Below are 584 nucleotides of genomic sequence, written 5' to 3' on the forward strand. Positions count from 1 at the left end.
GGTGCGAGTGATACCCGTCGCCACGACGGCCGCGTCGCTGTGGAGCAGTCGAACCTACGTTGGTGTTCGGACGGATTCGAAATTGGCTGCGACAACAGAGAGAAGGTGCGCGTTGCCTTTGCCCTCGACTGCTGTGACCGCGAGGCCATTGCCCACGTCGCCACCACTGAAGGCATCAAGAGCGCGGACGTTCAGGACCTTGTCATCACCGCCGTCGAGAACCGCTTCGGTCGCATCAACGCCCTTCCAAAGCCCATCGAATGGCTGACTGACAATGGCTCGTGCTTCATTGCGAAGGACACGAAATCGCTGCTGCTGGATATCGGGATGGAGCCTTGCTCGACACCCATTCGCAGCCCGCAGTCAAACGGAATGGCGGAAGCCTTCGTCAAAACCTTCAAGCGCGACTACGTCTCGGTCAATCCCATTCCGGACGCCGAAACCGTCATCGCCCAACTGCCCTTATGGTTCGAGCATTACAACACGCTTCACCCGCACAAGGCTTTGGGATATCGATCACCGCGCGAGTTCTTAAACCGTCAAACAGAAACCTGATCCTGTCCGGTTTTTATGGGGCAACTCCA

1 protein-coding gene is annotated in these 584 nt (G+C 57.5%); it reads left to right on the top strand.

Features of this window, described 5'->3' with window-relative positions; translation table 11 throughout:
- A partial coding sequence (locus AC070A_RS34645; protein ID WP_494773652.1) for a DDE-type integrase/transposase/recombinase occupies positions 1-555 on the top strand: 555 nt, incomplete at its 5' end.
- Positions 556-584: the final 29 nt, after the last annotated feature.

It is taken from the genome of Ensifer sp. GW101-20A05 (assembly GCF_059424735.1).